This window comes from Couchioplanes caeruleus, assembly GCF_023499255.1.
Taxonomy (GTDB): Bacteria; Actinomycetota; Actinomycetes; order Mycobacteriales; family Micromonosporaceae; genus Actinoplanes; species Actinoplanes caeruleus_A.
Map to the genome: position 1 here is coordinate 4,668,265 of NZ_CP092183.1, position 17,668 is coordinate 4,685,932.

Sequence of the window (17,668 nt, forward strand, 5' to 3'; positions counted from 1 at the left end):
GCGGCGGGCGGTACTACGATCCGAACCAGCACCAACGTTCAGCGTGCTCCGGGGTCGGTGAAAGTCCGAACCGGCGGTGACAGTCCGCGACCCGACCGCAGCCGGCGGCCGGTTGACCCGGTGGAATTCCGGGACCGACGGTGAAAGTCCGGAAGGGAGGCAGCACGCGGACGCCCCGACACCCGCGTGCGCGGTCGCCCCCCGGCGTGCACCTTCGCTGACCTGTGGAGGTGGACACCGATGCACTGGCTCGACACCCTGCTCACCTCGTTCTACGACGCCAAATGGCAGGTCACGGACACCCAGGCGATCTACTACCGCGAGATCGTGGGCAACGCGTTCGGCCTCGGCTCGGCGCTGTTCGGCCTGCGGCGCAGCGCGTGGGCGTGGCCCGTCGGCATCGTCGGCAACGTGCTGCTGTTCACCGTCTTCCTCGGCCAGGCGCTCGGCAACGACCAGGGCACCCCGCTCTACGGCCAGGCCTCCCGCCAGGTCTTCTTCATCGCCACGAGCGTCTACGGCTGGTGGCGCTGGCGGCAGAACCGGCACGCACCGGGCGGGGCGGCGGTGACGCCCCGCTGGGCGAGCAGAGCGCAGCGCGCCGTCTTCATCCCGCTCGCGCTCGCCGCGGTCATCCTGTGCTTCTACGTGTTCCGCGCGGTCGGTGCGGGGTTCCCGGTCCCGTGGTGGTACTACCTCGCGGACTCCTGGATCTTCGTCGGCTCGATCCTGGCCACGTACGCGATGGCCCGCGGCTGGGTCGACTTCTGGCTCTGCTGGCTCGCGGTGGACCTGGTCGGGGTCCCGGAGCTGCTGCACTTCCGCTACTACCCCTCGGCGATCCTGTACGCGGTCTACGCCGGCTTCGTCGTGTGGGGCTTCGTGGTGTGGCGGCGTATCTCCCGCCGCGAGCAGCCGCAACGCATCGACTCGCCGACCATGGAAACGGTCGCGTGAGCCGGACGTCGCTGCGGTAGGCTCGCCACACTTCGACGTCGGCTCCCCGGATGTATGCCGCAGGGTGGGAGCCCAGCCCGCACGCCGAGCGTGTGAGGCCCAGAGGGGCGGCGCAGGTTCCGCACACCCTCTGGGAGGTTCGTCATGAACATCGGTCTCGGGCTGCCCGTCACCGACATCGACACCGTGCTCGACTGGGCACGCCGCGCCGACGCCGGCCCGTTCAGCACCCTGGGAATCCTCGACCGGCTCGTCTGGGACAACCCCGAACCCCTGATCACCCTCGCGGCGGTCGCCGGCGCCACCGCGAGGATCCGGGTCCAGACGGAGGTACTGCTCGTCCCGCTGCGTGACACCGCGCTGCTCGCGAAGCAGTGCGCCACCCTCGACCGCATCTCCGGCGGACGGTTCACCCTCGGCGTGGGCGTCGGCGGGCGGGCCGACGACTTCGCCGCGGCCGGCCGCGAGATCGGCTCGCGCGGCGCGCTCATGGACCGGCAGCTCGCCGACCTGCGCCGGATCTGGGCGGGCGAGAGGTTCTCCGCGGACGCCGGCCCCATCGGCCCCGCCCCTCGCCACCGGGCCGGGCCCGCCGGGCCGGAGGTGCTGGTCGGAGCCTTCCGGGAGCGGGCGCTCGCGCGGGTGGCCCGGTACGGCGACGGTTTCATCGGCGCCGCCCCGCCCGTGTGGCTGGGCCGCCTGTTCCGCTCGGTGGAACAGTCGTGGCGGGCCCGGGGACGGGCGGGCCGGCCCCGGCTCGTCGCCCAGGCCAACGTCGCGATCGGACCGGCACGGGTCGTCGCCGAGGCGCGGGCGGCGCTCACGGCGTACTACAGCGATCCGGACGTCGCCTCGCACATGCTCGCCGGGCTGCTGACCACGGGCACGCAGCTGCGCGAGGCGGTCGCCGCGTACGCCGGCCTGGGCGCCGACGAGGTCGTCCTCTACTGCTGGTCCGCGGACCCGGACCAGGTGGACCGGATCGCGGCGGCCACCGCGGGATGGGAGGCGGCCGTGTGATTCACTGCCCGGCATGCGGGGGCGTACGGGTCTGATCGCCGGTGTCGTCGTGCTCCTTGCGGGACTGGGCGCGATCGCCGGGTGGCGATGGTGGCACGGCCGGGCGCCGTACCCGCCGGAGGCGCTCGGCACGCGCACCACCCTGCAGCTGGCCGACCGGGCCACCGCCGCCGCCGCGCTGAGGCCGGTCAACGTGGAGGTCTCCGGGAAGGACGATCAGATCCTGCTCGGCACGGTGAGCTGGACGGTCCCGCCGTCGGCGCCCGCGGGCAATTCCTTTCGCCTGGTGCTGCTGGACCGGCGGTCGATGGCCATGCCGGGCTTCGTCTCCGTGACCTCGCCCCGGCCGGAGAGCGTGGGCTCCGGCTCGGACGACACGCTCGACGTCGCGGCCGGCCGCTACGACTGGCTGGCCGGGGCGGGCACCCGGGAGATCGACGGAGCGTTCCGAGCCCGGGCGACTTCATCACGGCCGGATCGGACGCCTCGCCGGTGACGTTCGCCGCGGTGCTGCACCCGGCGGACCCGCGGGCGCGGCCGCAGGAGGCGGTCATGTCCGCGCCGGTCGCCCTCGCCGACGTGATGCTGGTGCTGATCGGCGTGGGACCGGACGGGCAGGTGTACTGGGCGCACCAGCTCGCTCCGTGAGGGCATGGCGGGCGGTTCGCCGGGTACGTTGGCGGGACCATGGGCGCGCACCGTACCGTCGTCTCCGCGCAGGCTCGCCGGCGGTGGATCGTCGTGCTGGCCGCCGTCGCCGTGCTGGGCAGCCTGCCCGTGCTGGCCGGGCTGCGGCCGGTCCGGGCCGCCGAGGTCGGCCTCGCCACGCTGCGCGAGCGCATCGCCGCGTCCGGGCGTCAGGCCCATGAGGGGTACGCGCTCAGCAGCGGCCTGCTCCCCCTGCCCGCCCTGCCCGACCTGGAGCAGGTGACGGCCCTGGTCACCGGCACGACCGAGCTGCGCACCTGGTACGCCGCCCCGGACCGCTGGCGCGTGGACGTCGTCGACGAGGCCGCGGAACGGGACCTGTACCAGACCCCGCAGGCCCAGTACGCCTGGGACTACGGGCAGAACCAGCTCACCCGGATCGTCGGCGCCCAGCCGGTCCGCCTGCCGCGCGGCGCCGACGTGACCCCACCGGCCCTGGGCACCCGGCTGCTCGGCCTCGCCGCCGCCGACCGGTTCACCCCGCTTCCCGCCAGACGCGTGGCCGGTCTCGCCGCGGCCGGGCTGCGGATCGTGCCGGCGAGCGCGGACACCACCGTGGCGCACGTCGACCTGTGGGCGGACCCCGGCACCGGGCTGCCGCTGCAGGTGGAGGTCACGGCCCGCGGCGGCAGCCGGCCGGTGTTCGTCACCCGGTTCCTCGAGGTGCACCTGCGCACCCCGGACGCGTCGGTCCTGACGCCGCCGGCCCCCGCGGCGGGCATGGGTTTCACCGTGGCCGACACCTCGGACATCCTCGGCGCGATCGACCGGCTGGGCGTCGGCGGGCTCCCCGCGCGGCTGGCCGGGTCGCCGCGCGAGGCCACGGCCGTCGGGGCCGCCGGGGCGTACGGCGCCGGGCTGGCCCGGTTCGTGGTGGTGGCGCTGCCCGGCCGGCTCGGCTACCGGACGTACGGGCGGCTGCGCGCGTTCGGGCAGGCCGTGACCGTGCCGCAGGGTGAGGCCGCCGTGCTGTCCACCGGCCTGCTCACCGTGCTGGCCGTCCGGGCCGACCGCACGTACCTGGTCGCCGGCCTCGTGCAGCCCGCGCTGCTGCGGCGCGTCGCCGCCGAGCTCGCCGGAGGGGCGGCATGATCGTCACCCGGGACCTGACCAAACGGTACGGGCGCCTCACCGCGGTCGACGGCGTGCACCTCGACGTGCGTGAGGGCGACCGGTACGGGCTGCTGGGCCCGAACGGCTCGGGCAAGACCACGCTCGTGCGGATGCTGCTCGGGCTGGTGTTCGCGACCCGCGGCGAGATCGAGGTCCTGGGCCGCCCGGTGCCGCGCCGCGTCGGCGAGGTGCTGCCCGACATCGGCGCGATGGTCGAGGGGCCGGGGGCGTACCCGCACCTGTCCGGGCGGGCCAACCTGCGGCTGTTCGACGCGGCCGGGCCGGGCGGGAGCCGTCGCGACCGGCGCCGGCGCGTCGACGAGGTGCTCGAGCAGGTGGGGCTCGCCGGGGTGGACCGGCGGCCGGTGCGGGCGTACTCGCTGGGCATGCGCCAGCGGCTCGGGCTCGCCTCGGCGCTGCTGCGCCGGCCCCGGCTGCTCGTGCTCGACGAGCCCACCAACGGCCTCGACCCGCGCGGCATCCGCGAGGTCCGCGACCTGCTCACCGACCTGAACGCCCAGGGCACCACCGTGCTGCTCTCCAGCCACCTGCTCGGCGAGATCGACGCGTTCTGCAGCCGCGTCGGCGTGATGGACCGCGGCCGGCTCGTGCTGCAGGAGGACCTCGCCACGCTGCGCGAACCGACCGGGCGGGTGGTCGTGGCCACGCCGGAGCCCGAGCGCGTGGTGGCCCTGCTCGACGGCGGGGTCGAGGGGCGCGACGGCGCGACGCTGACCATCCGGCACGCCGACCCGGCCGCGCTCAACGCCGACCTGGTCGCGGCCGGGATCCGGGTCACCGGGCTCGCTCCCGAGCGCCGCTCGCTGGAACAGGTGGTCCTCGACATGACCACGACCAGCGCCGACCGGGTGGAGGCGGCGTGATCGCGGTCGAACTCGCGAAGCTCTTCCGCCGGCCCCGCACGTACGTGATCACCGGTCTGCTCTGTGCCCTGCCGCTGATCGTGGCGATCTTCCTCGCGACCACGCGGGTGCCGCCACCGCCCGGTCAGGGCGGCGCGTTCCTGTCCGCGGTGCTCAGCAACGGCGCGCTGTACCCGGCGGCGGCGATGGCGCTGGTCATGCCGGTGTTCCTGCCGGTGTCGGTGGCGGTGCTGGCCGGCGACGCGGTGGCCGGCGAGGCGGCCACCGGCACCCTGCGCTACCTGCTGATCCGCCCGGTCGGGCGGACCCGCCTGCTGGCCGCGAAGCTGATCGCGCTGATCGTGTTCGTGCTGTTCGCGATCGTGGCCGTGCTGCTCACCTCGTACGTGACCGGCCTGGCGCTGTTCGGGTCGCAGCCGTCGGCCGGGGTGGCGCTGCCCGCCGACGTCACCTCGCTGTCCGGGGTGACCATCACCCCTGCGGGGCTGGCGCTGCGGATGCTCGGCACGGTCGCGTACATCGTGATCAGCATGCTGAGCGTCGCCGCGATCGCGCTGTTCCTGTCCACCGTCACCGACTCGGCGCTGGGCGCGGCGATGGGTGCGCTCGCCGTGCTGGTCACCAGCCAGGTGCTGGTCACGCTGGACGCGGCCGCGGCGGTGCGCCCGTACCTGCCGACCCGCTACTGGCTGGCCTGGATCGACTTCTTCCGCGACCCGGTGCTGTGGCGCGACATCGAGCGCGGCGCCGGCATCCAGCTCGTCTACCTGGTCGTGCTGCTCGGCATGGCCTGGGCGAACTTCCTCACCCGCAACGTCGTCACCTGACCGGGCACGCCCCCGGCGCCGCGAGCGGCGCGGTGCCCAGCGCGGCGATCACCAGGGCGGTCACGGCCGGGTCGGTGGGCAGGCCGCTGTGCGACACCTGCCGCTGCGGGCAGATGCTCTGCAGGGGTACGTTCACCGCGCCGTCCAGCCGTGCGGACTCCGGCGGCTGCACGGTCTCGTCGTTCAGCGTCCAGATCGACAGCCACGGCAGCCCTCGCGGCAGGTCCTCGTCGCCCAGCTCGTCGAGCAGCGCGCTGCCCGGTGCCAATTGCCGGCACGCCGGCGGGCACGCGTCCGGCGCCAGCGCGGCACCCGCCCCGGCGATCCGCGCGCCGTGCAGCGGCGACCCCAGCGTCACGACCCGCCGCGCCACCTCCGCGCCGCTGTGCCGGTCCACCCACAGCCGGGTCACGACCCCACCGGCGGAGTACCCGACGACGTCGACGGAGGGCGACCCGGCGGCCAGCGCGGCGCGGACCGCGTCGTCGAGCGTCTGAGCCTGTCTCACCAGGTCGCCGGTGCCGCCGTCGGGCAGCGTCACGACCTGCGCGCTGCGCCCGGCCGCGGCGAGCCGGTCGGCCAGCCGGGACAGGGCGGTGCGGCTGCCGCCGTACCCGGGGACCAGCAGCACGGTGCCCGGCGTGGCCTGGTCGGGCCGTACGCCGCTGTCGTCGTCACCGCCGCCGAGCAGCCGTACGCCGGCCACGGCGAGGACCGCCACGACGACCGCGGCGGCCACGAGCAGCAGCAATCGGCGGCGCGGCGACACGTACCCATGATGCCCCGGCGGGCCGGCGCGGTCAGACGGTCAGCGCCTTCAGGGCCAGGTCGACGTCGGCCTCGGTGGAGTAGACGTGGAACGACGCGCGGACCCGCCCGGCCCGCACGGCCGCACGGACGCCCGCCGCCGCGAGCCTCGCCCGGGCGTCCGGCGCGTCGACGGTGACGATCGCGCTGTCGCCGGGCGGCCGGCCCAGGCCCTCGAGGAAGCGGTTGGCCAGGGCGACGTTGTGCTGGTGGATGCCCCGGACGCCGATCCGCTCGATCACGTCGAGCGCGGCCGCGCCGGCGACCCAGCTGAACCACGCCGGCGAGATGTCGAAGCGCCGGGCGTCGCCGGCCAGCCGCATCGGGCCGCCGTAGTAGGAGCCGTGCACGTCGTCGGCGGCGTACCAGCCCGCGGCGATCGGACGGATGCCGTCGCGCACGCGGGGGCCGAGGTAGGCGAACGCCGTGCCGCGGGGGGCCATGAGCCACTTGTACCCGCCCACGACGACGACGTCCGCGAGGCCCGCGTCGAACGGCAGCCACCCGCACGCCTGCGTGGCGTCCACGACCACCATGGCGCCCGCCGCCCGGGCCGCCTCGACGATGCCCGCGTAGTCGGCCACCTCGCCGGTCGCCGACTGCACCAGCGAGAACGCCACGACGTCGCATCCGGCGGCGGTCGTCTCCGCCAGCCGGGTGGTGGGCACGGGCGTCACCGTCAGCCGCTCGCCCTGCGCCATCCAGGGGAAGACGTTCGAGGTGAACTCGATGTCCGGCACGACCAGCCGGCTCCCGTCCGGGAGGGCGGCGGCCACCCGGCGCGATCAGCTGCGACACCTGCGCGCCGACCGCGACGTCGGCGGGCGTCACCCCGGTCAGCCGCGCGAACGCCGCCCGGGCCGCGGTGGTCGCCTCGTCCCAGCCCTCCCAGCTGACCGCGCCGGCCCGCCAGTCGGCGAGGGCGGCCTGCAGCGCGTCCCAGGCCGGCTGCGGCGGCAGGCCGTAGCTGGCCGTGTTCAGCCAGCCGGGCTGCGGGCTCCAGAGCTGCTGCGCGTCCTCGATCTCCACGGCCCGAGTCTGTCACCGCCGCCGGCCCGGCGGTAATGGGTGGAGACGTCGCGCGGCACGCTGCTAGCGTCGCCGGCATGTACCTCAGCTGAGACGTCCACACCCGAGCACAGGCATCCCGCCTCCGCGGGCTTCCCCCGCGGAGCGTCGTCTCCGCACGTGTATGTCACAGCAGAATGAGGTTCATCGGTGATCGGAAACCCATCCGTCTCCCTCGCGGCCCTCCGGTGCCCGTACCGGCACGGCCGGCCCTTCCCGGCGCCGCATGCCGCCGTCCCGCAGGTGACGCTCCGCCCGTGGAACAGCCCGCCGCGGCGGCGCATCGTCAGCCGCGGTTCCTACCCCCGGCCACGCCCGGCCCGGCGGCGTGGTTTCCCGGGGCAGCCGCCGCTGTCCTGGCGTTTCTCGCGCGGTCAGGCGCGGGCACGGCGGCACCTCGGCCGGCGCGGCCGCTGACAACACGCCGGAGGAAAGCAGACGCCGGTTGTCAGGTTTTGCGGCCAGTATCGGCCGCATGACACAGCAACCACTCACCGGCAGGGTCGCCCTGGTGGCCGGGGCGACCCGCGGCGCCGGCCGGCAGATCGCCGTCCAGCTCGGGGCGGCCGGGGCCACCGTGTACGCGACCGGCCGCAGCACCCGGGCTCAGCGCTCCGAGATGGACCGGCCCGAGACGATCGAGGAGACCGCGGAGCTGGTGACCGCGGCCGGCGGCACCGGCATCGCCGTGGCCGTCGACCACCTGGTGCCGGAGCAGGTGGAGGACCTCGTCCGCCGCATCGACGCCGAGCAGGGCCGGCTGGACGTCCTCGTCAACGACGTGTGGGGCGGCGACCCGCTCACCACGTGGCACAAACCGGTGTGGGAACAGCCGCTCGAGCCCGGCCTGCGCCTGCTCCGGCTGGCCGTCGACACGCACATCGTCACCAGCCGGTACGCCCTGCCGCTGCTGATCCGCGAGCCGGGCGGGCTGGTGGTGGAGATCGGGGACGGCACGACCGCGTACAACGAGGGCAACTACCGGCTGTCGGTCTTCTACGACCTGGCGAAGTGGTCGGTGAACCGGCTCGCGTTCGCCTGGTCGCGGGAGGTGGCGGAGCACGGGGCGACCGCGGTGGCGCTCACCCCGGGCTGGCTGCGCTCGGAGATGATGCTGGAGCACTTCGGCGTGACCGAGGCGACGTGGCGTGACGCGACGCGCATCGAACCGCACTTCGCGATCTCGGAGTCCCCCGCGTACGTGGGCCGGGCGGTCGCCGCGCTGGCCGCCGACCCGGACCGGGCCCGGTGGAACGGCCGGTCGGTGTCCAGCGGCGAGCTCGCCCGGGAGTACGGCTTCACCGACCTCGACGGCAGCCGGCCGGACGCGTGGCGCTACCTGGTCGAGGTGCAGGACCCGGGCAAGCCGGCCGACGTGACCGGTTACCGGTAGAGCGCCGCCGTCCGGGCCGCGGCCCCGGCGAGCCGGGCGCGCAGCTCGGGCGGCTCCACCACCTCGGCATCCGGGCCGAGGCGCAGCACGTACGAGTACGCCACGTCGAGCGACTCGACGGGCAGCCGGGTCCGGACCCACCCGTCCGGGCCCGGATCGCCGGCCGCCGCGGTGGCCTCCTGCACGGCGACCGGCTCCGCGACGTGGCGCAGCGCGCGCAGGCCGGCCGGGCTGAGCCGGATCGTGATGGTGTCGCGCAGCATCTGCCGGACGAACTCGGCGGCCCGCCCGGCCCAGAACGACGGCAGGTCGAAGGCGGGGTCCCGCGTGAAGGTCTCCCCCGTCGGCTCCGCGGCCGTGACCCGGTCGACCCGGTACGAGCGCAGGTCCGCCCCCACCCTGCCGACCAGGTACCAGACGCCGTTCTTGAGCACGAGCCCGTACGGCTCGACCGTGCGGGTCACCTCCTCGCCGCGCCGGTAGCGCAGGGTGAGGACCTCGTCCTGCCAGGCCGCCCGGGCGAGCCCGGCCAGCAGCGGCGGCGGCGCGGCGTCGGTGAACCAGCCGGGGGCGTCGAGGTGGAACCGCTGCCCGGCGCGTTCCGACGCCTCCCGCAGGCCCGGCGGCAGCGCGGCGAGGACCTTGCGCCGCACCGCGCGGACCGGTTCGCCGAGGCCCATGTCGCCGGCGGGGCCGGGCAGGCCGGCGAGGAACAGCGCCTCGGCCTCGGCTCGGCTGAGCCCGGTCAGCCGGGTGTGGTAGCCGCCGACGAGCCGGTACCCGCCGGCGCGGCCCTGCTCGGCGTAGACCGGCACGCCGGCCGCGGAGAGGGCGATGACGTCGCGGTAGACCGTCCGTTCCGACACCTCGAGCTCGGCGGCCAGCTCCGCGGCGGTGAGGGTGCCCCGGGCCTGCAGCAGCAGGACGAGGTTGATCAGGCGGGCCGCTCGCACAGCCGATTCTGGAACGCCCGGTGCGCCGGCACAAGGACGTCAGCGGCGACGCGCGATGACCGACGACGCCAGCGCGGTCAGCGCGGCGCGCGCCTCGGCCGTCAGCGGGGCGTTGTCCAGCGCCGCGGTCGCCGCCGCGGCCCGCTTGGCGATGAGGTCCTCGACGCCCTCGAGCGCGCCCGTGCCGACGATCACCGAGCGCAGCTCCTCCGCGCCCGCGTCGTCGAGGCCGGGGTTGCCGAAGAGGTCGCGGATGCGCGCGGCCTGGCCGCGGTCGGCGCGGTCGCGGGCCATGGCGATCATCACCGTGGGTTTGCCCTCGCGCAGGTCGTCGATGACCGGCTTGCCGGTGACGGCCGGGTCGCCGAACACGCCGAGGACGTCGTCGCGCAGCTGGAACGCGTCGCCGAGGGGGTCGCCGAAGGCCTGCAGCGCCGCCTGCACCCGGGGTGCCGCCCCGGCGAGGGCCGCGCCGATCTGCAGCGGTCGGGTCACCGTGTACCGGGCCGCCTTCATCCGGATGACCGTGAGGGCGCCGGCGACCGAGCCGTCGCCCACGCCGGAGACCAGGTCGAGGTACTGCCCGGCGATGACCTCGGTGCGCATCACCGTGAACAGCCGGTAGCCGCGGTGGATCCAGTCGACCGGCAGCCCCGACTCGTGGAACATGTGGTCGGCCCAGGCGGCGCAGAGGTCGCCGCAGAGCAGGGCCGCGCTCTGCCCGTACCGGACGGCCTCGCCGCGCCAGGAGTGGCGGGCGTGCACGTCGGCGAAGTGCCGGTGCACGGTCGGCTGGCCGCGGCGCAGGTTGCTGCCGTCCATGATGTCGTCGTGGATGAGCGCGAACGCGTGGAACAGCTCGAGCGCCGCCGCGGCCACGACGATCGGCTGGCCGTCCGGCTGGCCCGCGCCGCGCCACCCCCAGTAGCAGAACATCGGGCGCAGGCGCTTGCCGTCGGCGAGCACGAAGCGGCGTACGGCGTCGAGCACCCCGCGCGGCGTGCCGTCCGGCCAGTGCGGGCGCTGCCGGTCCAGGTACGCGATGAGCGCCGACTCGCAGCGCCGCGCGAGCCCCGCCGCGTCGGTACCCGTGGTCGCCTCGACGGTCATGTGGGGAGCCCGGCGAGGCGCAGCAGCAGACCCTTCACCTCGGTGGCGGCGATCCGGTCGCGTGCGGCGGCGGGGTCGGAGCAGAGCAGCACCGGCGCGTCGTCCGGGTCGGTGGGCAGCCGCCCGTGCGAGCCGCGGACCGCCCGGGCGCCGGCGTCGAGGCCGACGACGCTCATCGTGTAGCGCATGCCGATCTTCTTGCGCAGCAGCGCGAGCGCCGCCCGGCCCTTCGCCGCCGCGGGGCCCGCCGGGTCGAAGAAGAGCTCGGCGGGGTCGTATCCGGGTTTGCGGTGGATCTCGACGAGGCGGGCGAAGTCGGGGGCGGCCGCGTCGTCGGTCCAGTAGTAGTACGTGAACCAGGCGTCCGGTTCGGCGACGAGGACCAGCTCCCCGGCGCGATCGTGGTCGAGGCCGTACCCGGCCTGCTCGGCGCGGCCCAGCACCTGCTCGACGCCGGCCAGCCCGGAGCACAGCTTGGCGACCAGCGCGACGTCGGCGGGGTCGCGGACGTACACGTGGGCGACCTGGTGGTCGGCGACGGCGAAGGCGCGCGACGTCCACGGGTCGAGGTACTCCATTCCCGCCTGGGTGTAGACGTTGAGCAGTCCCTCGCCGCGCAGCAGGCGGTTGACGTGCACCGGGCGGGAGACGTCGGTGATGCCGTACTCGGACAGGGCGACGACCGTGGCGCCGCGGGCGGCGGCCGCGGCCAGCAGCGGCCCGAGGGTGACGTCGAGCTCGGCGGCCGCCGCGGCGGCCTGCGCCGAGGAGGGGCCGTACCGCTGCAGGTCGTAGTCGAGGTGCGGGACGTAGACCAGCGTGAGGTCCGGGTCGTGCGCGGCCATGATCTGCTCGGCGGCCCGGCAGATCCACGCGGAGGAGGCGATGCCCGCGTTCGCGCCCCAGTAGCTGAACAGCGGGAAGGTGCCCAGCTTCGCGGTGAGCTCGTCGTGCAGCTGCGGCGGGTACGTGTAGCAGTCGGGGTCCTTGCGCCCGTCGGCGTGGTAGACCGGCCGCGGCGTCACGGTCCAGTCGACGTCGGCGCCCATGGCGTACCACCAGCAGACGTTGGCCACCGTGTAGCCGGGGGTGGCGGCGCGGGCGGCGTCCCACACCTTCTCGCCGCCGACGAGCCCGTTGTGCTGGCGCCAGAGGAACACTTCGCCGAGGTCGCGGAAGTACCAGCCGTTGCCGACGACGCCGTGCCCGGACGGCATCTCGCCGGTGAGGAACGTGGACTGCGCCGAGCAGGTGACCGCGGGCAGCACGGTGCCCAGCGGCGCGCGGAAACCGGTGTCGGCGAGCCGCGCCAGCCGCGGCATGTGCCGCAGCAGCCGGGGCGTGAGGCCGACGACGTCGAGGACGACCACGGGGGTCACGGCGACACCTCCTGCGGGGACGACAGGCCCAGAGCGGTCAGCTGGCCGCGGGCGAAGAAGAGTTCCGAGGCGATCCCGTTGGCGAGCTCCGCCGGTCCGGACGGGCGCAGGGCCGGCGGCAGCACATGCCACGTGTACGTCTCGACGTCGAAGTGGTCGCACTCCGGGCTGTCGCCGGACACCAGTTCCCGCAGGGCGCTCACGAGGACGCCGACGGTGGTCTGCAGCGGCGGTACGGGCGGCGCGTGCAGCGGCACGTGGTAGTGGATGCGCCACGGCTGCCCGTCCCCGCCCGGGGTGGCCAGAGCCTCGTCGAGGTCGTCGGCGGACAGCCCGAACGGGCCACGGGTCTGGTGCAGGAAGCGGGGTTCGACGTACTCGCCGAGCACGGCGGCGTCCCGGCGGGGGTCGGTGCTGGCCAGCGCGGCGGAGATCTGCGTCTTGATGACCGGGAGCCCGGCCTCGCGCAGCCGCCCGAGGGCCAGCGCGGGTTCCTCCCACGCGCAGGCCAGGTGGGCGAGGTCGAGGCAGACGCCCAGCACGGAGGTGTCGGCCTCGCCGAGCAGCGCCACGGCCTCCGCGGTGTTCTCGATGATGCACCCCGGCTCCGGCTCGAACGCCACCCGGATCGGGCGGGGCATCGTGTGCAGCCCGCGGGCCAGCTCGTCGAGGGCCCGGCGGCAGGCACTCGCCCGGGCCGCGTCCCACGGCTCGCGCCAGGCCAGCGGCAGCGTGGAGATCGAGCCGCGGGCCGCGTCGGCCGGCAGCAGGTCGCACAGGATCCGGGCCAGGTCCATCGTGTACGCGAGCCGGTGCCGCGTGGTCCAGTCCGGCTGGTAGACGGCGTGCTTGACCACGGGGGCCTGGAAGGCCTGGTACGGGAACCCGTTGAGGGTCACCACCTCGAGCCCCCGGGCGTCGAGGGCCCTACGCAGGCGCTGCCGGTCGGCGACGTCGGAGGCGAGCCCGGCGGCGACCGGCGCGGCCAGCCACATCCCCAGTCCCAGCACGTCCGTGCCGAGCCGCTCGCGGATGGGCACGGCGTACGTGTCGAGCTGCTCGAGGATCCCGTCGAGGTTCTCGGCCTCGTGCACGTTGGTGCAGTACGACAGGTGCACGGTCTGCCCGCCGGGGTGGTTCAGCCGCATCAGCTGCCTCCCCGCGCGATGGAGCTGCCGGCGTACGTGGTCCCGGGCTCGTCGGCGCCGGTCAGGTCGAGGCGCCCGGACTGCGCGTAGAACGCGACCGGGTTGCGCCACAGCACGAGGTCGACCTCGTCGGCGGTGAACCCGGCCGCGAGCATGGCCCGGCCGGTCTCCACGGTGAGCAGCGGATCCGAGTGGCCCCAGTCGGCCGCCGAGTTCACCAGCATCCGCTCGGTGCCGTACTCCTTGAGGATCTCCACCATCCGCGGCGGCGACATCTTCGTCTCGGGGTAGATGCTGAAGCCCATCCAGCAGCCGGAGTCGCGGACCAGCCCGACGGTGACCTCGTTGAGGTGGTCGACGGCCACCCGCCCCGGCTCGATGCCGGAGGCGGCGACGACGTCCAGGGTGCGTCTCGTGCCGGCGGCCTTGTCGCGGTGCGGGGTGTGCACGAGGGCGGGCAGCTCGTACTCGACGGCCAGCTCGAGCTGGGCGGCGAACGCCTCGTCCTCGGCCGGGGTCATGGAGTCGTACCCGATCTCGCCGACCGCGACGACCCCGTCCTTGTCCAGGTAGCGCGGCAGCAGGTCGAGCACGCCCTTGCAGCGCGGGTCGTTGGCCTCCTTGGGATTGAGCGCCAGCGTCGCGTGGTGCCGGATGCCGAACTGCGACGCCCGGTACGGCTCCCAGCCCAGCAGCGAGTCGAAGTAGTCGGCGAACGAGCCCGGGCCGGTACGGGGCTGGCCGAGCCAGAACGCCGGCTCCACCACCGCCTGCACGCCGTGGGCCGCCATCGCCCGGTAGTCGTCGGTGGTGCGCGAGGTCATGTGGATGTGGGGGTCGAAGACGCGCATCAGTCCTCCTTGCGCAGCAGGTGCCGGTTGAGCAGCGCGAGGGCGTCGGCCGGCATGCGGCGCCCGGCGGCGGCGCGCTCACGGGCGAGGGCGGCCAGCATGGCGGTCAGCTCGGCGTCGGCGCGGTCGTCGAGGCGGTCGACCACGCTGAGCGGGATGCCCATGAACACGCACTTGACGACGCCCTGGCGCCAGGTGGCGGCGTCCAGGCGGGCGGCGTACGGGCCGAGCGCGGCGGCGACGAGCCGGGTGTCGTTGGTGCGCAGCGCGTCCTCGGCCAGCGGTACCCCGGCGTCGCCGATCGGGAGCAGGGGCAGGGCGTGCAGGACGGCGAGGCGTTCGGCGGCGTCGCCCTGCCAGTACAGCTGCGCGATGCGCTCGGCGTCGCCCAGGGCGAGCAGGAGCAGGATCCGCCCGGCGAGCGCGGGTGTCCACCCGGGACGGTCGGGCAGCGGCTGCCGGCCCAGCTTGCGGCCGGCGCGGGCGAACAGCGGCCCGGCGGCGCCGGGTTCGGAACGGATCTGCGCCTCGGCCTCGTCCAGCCAGGCCCGGCCCGGTACGGCCGCCACCACGGCCCGCAGCTCGTCGGGTGTCACCGCTCCCCCTCCGCCTCGGCCGCCCGCAGGAACGCGAGCGACTCGCGGGCCACGGTGGGCGCCGCGTGCGAGTGACGCGGCAGCTCGACGGCGACCAGCCCGCGATACCCGCCGTCGATGAGGGCGCGCAGCACCGGCGGGAAGTGGATCTCGCCGCGGCCGAACTCCAGGTGCTCGTGCACGCCCCGGCGCATGTCGTCGATCTGCACGTTGACCAGGTACGGCACGGCCTCGGCGACGACCTGCGGCACCGGGCCGGGCTCCAGGCAGCGCACGTGCCCGATGTCGAGGGTGAGCCCGAACCCGGCGGGCGCGCCCAGCTCGGCGCGCAGCCGGTGCCACCCGGCGAGGTCCTCGACGAGCATCCCGGGCTCGGGCTCGAAGCCGAGCGGGATCCCCGCCCCGGCGGCGGCCGCGGTGAGCTCGGCGCAGCCGTCGACCAGGCGGGACCAGGCGGTGCGCCCGGCCACGTCGGGCGGCCGTACGCCGGCCCAGAACGACACCGCCTCGGCGCCCAGGTCGGCGCCGATCGCCACGGCCCGGCGCAGGAAGTCCAGGCGTACCTTGCGGTCGTCGTGCAGCAGCGTCGGCGCGTGCTTGCGCCACGGGTCCAGCAGGTAGCGGGCACCGGTCTCGATCACCACGCCGAGGTGCCGGTCGCGCAGCTGATCGGCGACCGCCGCGATGTCCCGGGCCAGCCCGGGCGCGTACGGGTCGAGGTGGTCGTGGTCGAGGGTGAGCGCGACCCCGCAGTAGCCGAGGTCGGCGAGCACGGCGATGGCCTCGGCGAGGCGGTGGTTGGCGAAGCCGTTGGTGCCGTAGCCGTACCGCAGCGTGCTCATGTCGGGGAGATCTTCCGGGCGAGCAGCCGGGCGAGCGGGGCGGCGGCCGCCACGGCGAGGCCGGTGAGATGGCGTCCGGCGCGGGCGGTCAGCGCGCCCTGCAGAGCGGGCAGGGCCGTGATGCCCGCGCCGACGGCGGCCCGCACCCGGGGCGCGGCCGGATCGCTCAGCAGCCCCGCCTGGGCCCGGCCGTAGCCGGCCGCGTACTGCCCGGCGAGCACGGCCGGGACCGCTCCCCCGGCGGCCGTCGCGGCGGTCACGGCGGCGGTCGCGGCCAGTGTCGCCGCGCTCAGGCGCCGGCCGGGGCCGCCCGCGACCTCGTGCCGGGACAGGGCGGTCACCGTCCACGTGTGTGCGGCGATCACCGTCGCGGCGGGGACTGCGCGCGCGGGGTTACCGGCACTCGCGCCGAGCAGGACGTCGAGGGCGCGGCAGGCGGCCATCCCGGCGGGTCCGGCCGCGGTGTTCTTGAGCCTCAGGTCGTAGGCCCACACGGCGGCGGCGAGCGGCACGGCGACGGCCATCGCCCGTGCTCCCCCGGCCCGGGCGGCGAGCGCGAGGCCCACGGCGGTGAGCCCGGCGGCGACGCCGAGCGCGGCGGGGGCGGAGATGCGGCCGGACGGGATGGGCCGCTCGGGGCGTTCCACCGCGTCGAGGTCCCGGTCGGCCCAGTCGTTGGCGGCCATCCCGGCCCAGTACAGGCACACCGAGGCGCCGGCGAGCCCGGCGCTGCGGCGGCCGAGCGTGCCCGCCGCCGAGGCGCCGGCCACGACGTCACCGGGCACCGACAGCGCGGCCGGCGCGCGGACCAGCTCGGCGAGCGTGCGCAGCGGCGCCTTCATCGGGCCAGTCCGGCGACGAGGCCGGCGAGGGCGGCCCACTGCTCGGCGAGCGCGGACGGGCCGTCGCCGAGCGGATCCTTGAAGAAGAACGCGAGCTGCGGCAGCGGGCCGGCGTGCCCGGCGTGGTGCGCGGCGGCGGTGAGCCGGGCGAGGTCCAGCACGAGCGGCGCGGCCAGCGCCGAGTCACAGCCGTGCCAGGTGAACTCCATGCGCATGCCGGTGCCGAGGAAGCCGGAGAACGTGATCAGGTCCCAGGCGGTCTTGAAGTCGCCGATCTCCGCGACGTAGTCGATGCGGCTGGTGCCCTCCGGCACGTAGCCCAGCGCGTCGCCCAGCACCCGCTGCTTGCTGGCGACCTTGGCGGCGTTCGCGCCCGGGTCGGCGAGGTTCGCGCCGTCGCCGCCGCCGAGCAGGTTCAGCCCGGACCAGCTGGTGACCCGCAGGTGGCGCAGCGCGAACATCGGTGCCAGCACGGACTTCACCAGCGTCTCGCCGGTCTTGCCGTCGTTGCCGGCGTACGGCAGCCCCTCGCGGGCGGCCAGTTCGGCGAGGGCGGCCAGACGGGCGCCGGTCGAGGGGGTGAAGTCCACGAAGGAGCATCCGGAGCGGAACGCGGCGTACGCGGCGAGCGCGCTGGCCGGCAGGACGGTCCCCTCGTGCCGCAGCGCTTCCTCGAGCGCGGCGAGCGACTCGTGGGCCGGGTGCGGCGCCGTCACCGGCTCGGTGGTGGCGACGTTGACGACCACCACCCGGTCCAGGTGGTGCCGGTCGCGGAAGTCCCGCAGGTCGGCGCGGATGCGCTCGGCGGTCTCCGCCTGGGTGGCGGCCGCGGGCAGGGGCCGCAGCTCGTGCTCGGCGCGGACCAGTTCGTCGGCGAGCACCGTCACGAGCCGGCCGGGCAGCACCCCGGCCGCGGCGAGCGCCTCGGCCTTCTTCAGCACCGGCAGGGTGGCCACGTCGTGCCCGCCGAACACGAGTTCGGACCAGGCGGGCAGCGCCGGGCTGCGCAGCTCGGGGAGTTCGGTGACGCAGCCGGTGGGCTCGACGAGCCGCGCCCTGAGGGCGGTCGCGCCGGTCAGAGCGGTCACGGCCACGGAGCCGCGTGCGCCCATCAACCATATTCCGGTACGCATGCAGCATCCCTCCCGTATGCGGACAGAGGCGCGCTCA

The 17,668-nt window shown here is 75.4% G+C and carries 18 protein-coding genes, 1 pseudogene and 1 riboswitch; of the genes and pseudogenes, 8 read left to right on the forward strand and 11 right to left on the reverse strand.

From position 1 onward, the window contains the following. Positions 1-39: 39 nt before the first annotated feature. A riboswitch (FMN riboswitch) is annotated at positions 40-170 on the forward strand. 70 nt (positions 171-240) lie between these two features. The 7 genes from COUCH_RS21625 to COUCH_RS21655 all read left to right on the forward strand — a co-directional run bounded on the left by COUCH_RS21625 (position 241) and on the right by COUCH_RS21655 (position 5,509). Beyond that, positions 241-957 carry a nicotinamide mononucleotide transporter family protein gene (locus COUCH_RS21625; RefSeq protein ID WP_249606995.1) on the forward strand — a complete coding sequence of 239 codons (717 nt, stop codon included), beginning with the start codon at positions 241-243 and terminating at the stop codon, positions 955-957. A gap of 144 nt (positions 958-1,101) precedes the next feature. After that, positions 1,102-1,977 carry an LLM class flavin-dependent oxidoreductase gene (locus COUCH_RS21630; protein WP_249606996.1) on the forward strand — a complete coding sequence of 292 codons (876 nt, stop codon included), beginning with the start codon at positions 1,102-1,104 and terminating at the stop codon, positions 1,975-1,977. A 13-nt stretch (positions 1,978-1,990) separates the two neighbouring features. Beyond that, entirely contained in the window at positions 1,991-2,473 is a 483-nt protein-coding gene (locus COUCH_RS21635; protein ID WP_249606997.1) for a hypothetical protein, read from the forward strand. Next, entirely contained in the window at positions 2,470-2,625 is a 156-nt protein-coding gene (locus tag COUCH_RS21640) for a hypothetical protein (RefSeq protein WP_249606998.1), read from the forward strand. Before COUCH_RS21635 ends, COUCH_RS21640 begins: the two co-directional genes overlap by 4 nt. Positions 2,626-2,664: 39 nt before the next feature. Then, on the forward strand, positions 2,665-3,777 hold the full coding sequence (locus tag COUCH_RS21645) for a hypothetical protein (protein WP_249606999.1): 1,113 nt from the start codon (positions 2,665-2,667) through the stop codon (positions 3,775-3,777). Next, positions 3,774-4,682, forward strand: a complete 909-nt coding sequence (locus COUCH_RS21650) for an ABC transporter ATP-binding protein (RefSeq protein WP_249607000.1) — start codon at positions 3,774-3,776, stop codon at positions 4,680-4,682. The genes COUCH_RS21645 and COUCH_RS21650 overlap by 4 nt, the downstream gene beginning before the upstream one ends. Then, positions 4,679-5,509: an ABC transporter permease gene (locus COUCH_RS21655; protein WP_249607001.1), complete on the forward strand. Its 831-nt coding sequence runs from the start codon at positions 4,679-4,681 to the stop codon at positions 5,507-5,509. The genes COUCH_RS21650 and COUCH_RS21655 overlap by 4 nt, the downstream gene beginning before the upstream one ends. On the opposite strand, the gene COUCH_RS21660 is transcribed toward COUCH_RS21655, so the two are convergent. Both COUCH_RS21660 and COUCH_RS21665 read right to left on the reverse strand, forming a co-directional pair. Continuing rightward, positions 5,502-6,278 (reverse strand): esterase/lipase family protein, encoded by a 777-nt coding sequence (locus COUCH_RS21660; RefSeq protein ID WP_249607002.1) that lies wholly within the window; start codon positions 6,276-6,278, stop codon positions 5,502-5,504. The two genes, COUCH_RS21655 and COUCH_RS21660, sit on opposite strands and share 8 nt — an antisense overlap. A 31-nt stretch (positions 6,279-6,309) precedes the next feature. Next, positions 6,310-7,345: pseudogene (locus COUCH_RS21665) on the reverse strand (aminotransferase class V-fold PLP-dependent enzyme). 514 nt (positions 7,346-7,859) lie between these two features. On the opposite strand from COUCH_RS21665, the gene COUCH_RS21670 reads away from it, so the two are divergent. Further along, the gene (locus COUCH_RS21670; protein WP_249607003.1) at positions 7,860-8,777 is read left to right on the forward strand and encodes an SDR family oxidoreductase; all 918 of its coding nucleotides are present in this window, start codon (positions 7,860-7,862) and stop codon (positions 8,775-8,777) included. Here COUCH_RS21670 and COUCH_RS21675 read toward each other — a convergent pair. The 9 genes from COUCH_RS21675 to COUCH_RS21715 are packed head-to-tail and all read right to left on the reverse strand — an operon-like array spanning position 8,768 to position 17,631. Then, a complete protein-coding gene (locus COUCH_RS21675) occupies positions 8,768-9,730 on the reverse strand; it encodes a helix-turn-helix transcriptional regulator (protein ID WP_249607004.1) in 963 nt (320 codons plus the stop codon). The two genes, COUCH_RS21670 and COUCH_RS21675, sit on opposite strands and share 10 nt — an antisense overlap. 39 nt (positions 9,731-9,769) lie before the next feature. After that, the gene (locus COUCH_RS21680; RefSeq protein WP_249607005.1) at positions 9,770-10,840 is read right to left on the reverse strand and encodes a polyprenyl synthetase family protein; all 1,071 of its coding nucleotides are present in this window, start codon (positions 10,838-10,840) and stop codon (positions 9,770-9,772) included. Continuing rightward, positions 10,837-12,219 (reverse strand): alkaline phosphatase family protein, encoded by a 1,383-nt coding sequence (locus COUCH_RS21685; RefSeq protein ID WP_275979957.1) that lies wholly within the window; start codon positions 12,217-12,219, stop codon positions 10,837-10,839. The genes COUCH_RS21680 and COUCH_RS21685 overlap by 4 nt, the downstream gene beginning before the upstream one ends. Continuing rightward, the gene (eboE, locus tag COUCH_RS21690) at positions 12,216-13,367 is read right to left on the reverse strand and encodes a metabolite traffic protein EboE (protein ID WP_249607006.1); all 1,152 of its coding nucleotides are present in this window, start codon (positions 13,365-13,367) and stop codon (positions 12,216-12,218) included. The genes COUCH_RS21685 and eboE overlap by 4 nt, the downstream gene beginning before the upstream one ends. Further along, on the reverse strand, positions 13,367-14,218 hold the full coding sequence (locus COUCH_RS21695) for a TatD family hydrolase (protein WP_249607007.1): 852 nt from the start codon (positions 14,216-14,218) through the stop codon (positions 13,367-13,369). Before COUCH_RS21695 ends, eboE begins: the two co-directional genes overlap by 1 nt. Next, on the reverse strand, positions 14,218-14,814 hold the full coding sequence (locus COUCH_RS21700) for an EboA domain-containing protein (RefSeq protein WP_249607008.1): 597 nt from the start codon (positions 14,812-14,814) through the stop codon (positions 14,218-14,220). Before COUCH_RS21700 ends, COUCH_RS21695 begins: the two co-directional genes overlap by 1 nt. Further along, positions 14,811-15,656: a sugar phosphate isomerase/epimerase family protein gene (locus tag COUCH_RS21705; protein WP_249607009.1), complete on the reverse strand. Its 846-nt coding sequence runs from the start codon at positions 15,654-15,656 to the stop codon at positions 14,811-14,813. Before COUCH_RS21705 ends, COUCH_RS21700 begins: the two co-directional genes overlap by 4 nt. Beyond that, entirely contained in the window at positions 15,653-16,498 is an 846-nt protein-coding gene (locus COUCH_RS21710; protein ID WP_249607010.1) for an SCO3242 family prenyltransferase, read from the reverse strand. The genes COUCH_RS21705 and COUCH_RS21710 overlap by 4 nt, the downstream gene beginning before the upstream one ends. Further along, positions 16,495-17,631: an inositol-3-phosphate synthase gene (locus COUCH_RS21715; RefSeq protein ID WP_249607011.1), complete on the reverse strand. Its 1,137-nt coding sequence runs from the start codon at positions 17,629-17,631 to the stop codon at positions 16,495-16,497. The genes COUCH_RS21710 and COUCH_RS21715 overlap by 4 nt, the downstream gene beginning before the upstream one ends. Between the last annotated feature and the right edge of the window lie 37 nt (positions 17,632-17,668).